We start from the raw sequence: 3,876 nt of genomic DNA, 5'->3' as shown, positions 1-3,876 counted from the left end.
CGCATCGTCGGCAGCATCTCGCTCAAGGGCGGCCGCATCGACGACATCGCGCTGGTGCAATTCCGCGAAACGGTCGACCCGAAATCGCCGCCGATCATCCTCTATTCGCCCTCAGGCACCGCCGAGCCCTATTACGCCGAGTTCGGCTGGGTGCCGGCGACGGGCGTGACCGCGAAGCTGCCGGACGCACAGACCGTCTGGCAGCAGGACGGCAGCGGCAGCCTGACGCCGACGACGCCCGTGGTGCTGAAGTGGGACAATGGCGAGGGCCTCACCTTCCGCCGGACCGTCTCGGTCGACGACCATTATCTCTTCACGGTCAAGGATGAGGTGAGCAATGTCGGCAACGCGCCCGTCACGCTCTATCCGTTCGCGCTGATCTCGCGCCACGGTGCGCCGCAGGTCTCCGGCTACTACATCCTGCATGAAGGCCTGATTGGCTATCTCGATGGCCTGCAGGAATATGCCTACAAGAAGATCGACGAAGCCAAGTCGGTGAATTTCAAGGCCACCAATGGCTGGCTCGGCATGACCGACAAATACTGGGCCTCGGCGCTGCTGCCGGACACCAGCGCGCCGCTTCAGGCGCGCTTCTCGTCGAACCCATCAGGTAACGTCCACACCTACCAGACCGATTATCTGCTCGACCCCGTCACCGTCGCGATCGGCGGCACCGCGACGGCGAATGCGCGGTTGTTCGCGGGCGCCAAGGAAGCCGGCGTCGTCGGCCTCAATTTCCCGCTGGCCGGCCACGGCGGCTACAACAAGGAGCTGGGGCTGAACCATTTCGATCTCTTGATCGACTGGGGCTGGTTCTACTTCATCACCAAGCCGATGTTCATCGGCCTCGACTTCTTCTTCCGCTTCTTCGGCAATTTCGGCATCTCGATCCTGCTCGTGACCGTGATCGTGAAGCTGTTGTTCTTCCCGCTGGCGAACAAGTCCTACGCCTCGATGGCGAAGATGAAGTCGGTCCAGCCGCAGCTGCAGGCACTGAAGGAACGCTATCCCGACGACAAGGTGAAGCAGCAGCAGGAGATGATGGAGATCTACCGCAAGGAGAAGATCAATCCGGTCGCCGGCTGTCTTCCCGTGGTGATCCAGATCCCCGTGTTCTTCTCGCTGTACAAGGTGCTGTTCGTCACCATCGAAATGCGGCACGCGCCGTTCTACGGCTGGATCAAGGACCTCTCGGCGCCGGATCCGACCAATTTGTTCAACCTGTTCGGCCTGATCCCGTTCGACCCGACCACGATTCCGGTGTTCGGCCACTATCTCGCGCTCGGCATCTGGCCGATCATCATGGGCATCACGATGTGGTTCCAGATGAAGCTGAACCCGACGCCGCCGGATCCAACGCAGCAGATCATCTTCAACTGGATGCCGCTGATCTTCACCTTCATGCTGGCGGGCTTCCCGGCGGGCCTCGTGATCTACTGGGCCTGGAACAATCTGCTCTCCGTGATCCAGCAGAGCTACATCATGCGTCGCAACGGCGTGAAGGTGGAGCTGTTCGACAATCTCAAGGCGACGTTCGCGAAGAAGGCGACGTAGGCATCGTCATTGCGGGCGCAAATGCCTCCATATCGTCATGCCCGGGCTCGTCCCGGGCATCCACGTTTTGGAGGGGGCCCAGTTACAAGACGTGGATGGCCGGGACGAGCCCGAAAGGATAGAGCCTTCGCATGACCGACGACAAAGATGCGAAGCTGATCGAGGCCGGGCGCAAGCTGTTCGCGCGCGACTGGCAGTTCATCTGGGCCTCGCCCTCGATTGTGACGCTGCCGCCGATGGCGGGGCTGGAGATCGCCTTTGCCGGCCGCTCCAATGTCGGCAAGTCGAGCCTGATCAACGCGCTCACCGGGCGCAACGCGCTGGCGCGCACCTCGCACACGCCGGGCCGCACCCAGGAGCTGATCTTCTTCGAGGTCCCCGGGAAAACCGATTTGCGCCTGGTCGACATGCCCGGTTACGGCTATGCCAAGGCGCCCAAGAGCCAGGTCGCATCCTGGACCGAGCTGATCCACAAATTCCTGCTGGGCCGCGCCTCGCTCGCGCGCGTCTACGTGCTGATCGACGCGCGGCACGGTCTCAAGGATGTCGATCTCGAGGTGCTCAAGACGCTGGACCGCTCCGCGGTCAGCTACCAGATCGTGCTGACCAAGGCCGATCAGGTGAAGGCCGCCGAGCTGCAATCGCGCATCGCCGAGACCGAAGCCGCGCTGGCCAAGCATCCCGCCGCGTTCCCGAACGTGCTCGCGACCTCGTCGCGCAGCTCGACCGGCATGGAGGGCCTGCGCGCCGCCATGGCGAAGCTCCTGGAAGAGCGGAGCAAGTAATGCTGGCCCATCGCCTCCTCATTGGGCTTGCCGGTTTGATGGGCGCCGCCGGCGTCGCGCTGGCCGCCGCCTCCGCGCATGGCGGCGATGCAAGCCGGCTCGCCACGGCGAGCGCCATGCTGCTGTTTCATGCAACTGCCATACTCGCGGTGATCGGATTGCTCGCGCGCGGCCTTCTGCACGGCGGAATTGGCCTCACCGCCGCGTTCGGCTTCGCAGCCGGCGCCGCACTGTTCGCGGGCGACCTCACCTTGCGGCAATATGCCGGCCATTCGCTGTTTCCATATGCGGCGCCGACGGGTGGATCGGTGATGATTTTGAGCTGGCTGGCGGTGACGCTGGCCGTGGTGGTGGCAAGGAAATAAGTCTCGTGCCCCGGACGCAGCGCAGCGCCTTAGCGGTGCGCTGCTGAGCCGGGGCCCATACTGCTTTCTGGGTCCCGGCTCAGCAGCGCAGCACTACGCGCCGCACCGCGTCCGGGACACGAGATCGCATGCCAGCCACACTTTGCGCCCCGCCCGCCAATCGGATAGAACGCGCACCGACCGTCCCGCCAGCGAGACCGCGACATGACCGACATCTCTCCGCTCGACCAGGCCCGCATCCTGTCCGAAGCGTTGCCGCACATGCAGCAGTACGACGAGGAAACCATCGTCATCAAATATGGCGGCCATGCCATGGGCGACGAGGAGACTGCGAAGAACTTCGCCCGCGACATCGTGCTGCTGGAGCAGACTGCAATCAATCCCGTAGTGGTGCATGGCGGCGGGCCGCAGATCGCGACCATGCTCAAGCGCCTCGGCATTCAATCGGAGTTCGCGGCCGGCCTGCGCATCACCGATGCCGCGACCATCGAGATCGTCGAGATGGTGCTGGCCGGCTCCGTCAACAAGCAGATCGTCGGCTACATCAACGAGGCCGGCGGCAAGGCCGTCGGGCTCTCCGGCAAAGACGCCAACATGGTGAAGGCGACGAAGACGACGCGCACCATCATCGATCCGGACTCGCATATCGAGAAAGCGGTCGATCTCGGCTTCGTCGGCGACCCCGAGAAGGTCGACCTCACCCTGCTCAACCAGCTGATCGGCTATGAGCTGATCCCGGTGCTGGCACCGCTCGCGACCTCCAAGGAAGGCCAGACACTGAACGTCAATGCCGACACCTTTGCAGGAGCCGTGGCCGGCGCGCTCAAAGCCAAGCGCCTGCTGCTGCTCACCGACGTGCCGGGCGTGCTCGACAAGTCGAAGAAGCTGATCCCGCAGCTCTCGGTGAAGGACGCGCGCAAACTGATCGCCGACGGCACCATTTCCGGCGGCATGATCCCGAAGGTCGAGACCTGCATCTATGCGCTCGAGCAGGGCGTCGAGGGCGTCGTCATCATCGACGGCAAGATGCAGCATGCGGTGCTGCTCGAGCTCTTTACCAACACAGGCACGGGAACGCTGATCCACAAGTGATGCGGGAACGCGAGCAGCGGAAGAAGGTCGTCATGCCCGGGCTTGTCCCGCCTGCGCGGCCGAAGCCGCATCGGCGCGGC

General features: G+C 63.8%; 4 protein-coding genes. All 4 read left to right on the top strand.

Annotation, left to right across the window (positions count from 1 at the left end; genetic code table 11):
- On the top strand, positions 1-1,554 hold a 1,554-nt coding region (yidC, locus tag SE92_RS26205; protein WP_063199888.1), incomplete at its 5' end, for a membrane protein insertase YidC.
- Between the two features lie 131 nt (positions 1,555-1,685).
- A complete protein-coding gene (gene yihA, locus SE92_RS26200; RefSeq protein ID WP_063199885.1) occupies positions 1,686-2,339 on the top strand; it encodes a ribosome biogenesis GTP-binding protein YihA/YsxC in 654 nt (217 codons plus the stop codon).
- Positions 2,339-2,704: a DUF423 domain-containing protein gene (locus SE92_RS26195; RefSeq protein ID WP_063199882.1), complete on the top strand. Its 366-nt coding sequence runs from the start codon at positions 2,339-2,341 to the stop codon at positions 2,702-2,704. Before yihA ends, SE92_RS26195 begins: the two co-directional genes overlap by 1 nt.
- A 204-nt stretch (positions 2,705-2,908) precedes the next feature.
- The gene (gene argB / locus SE92_RS26190; protein WP_063199878.1) at positions 2,909-3,796 is read left to right on the top strand and encodes an acetylglutamate kinase; all 888 of its coding nucleotides are present in this window, start codon (positions 2,909-2,911) and stop codon (positions 3,794-3,796) included.
- The last annotated feature ends 80 nt before the right edge of the window (positions 3,797-3,876 follow it).

Origin of the sequence: Bradyrhizobium sp. AT1, assembly GCF_001590795.1 — a bacterium.
Taxonomy (GTDB): domain Bacteria; phylum Pseudomonadota; class Alphaproteobacteria; order Rhizobiales; family Xanthobacteraceae; genus Bradyrhizobium.
The sequence above is the reverse complement of the archived record's forward strand: the minus strand, read 5'-3'. Positions and strand labels throughout refer to the sequence as shown.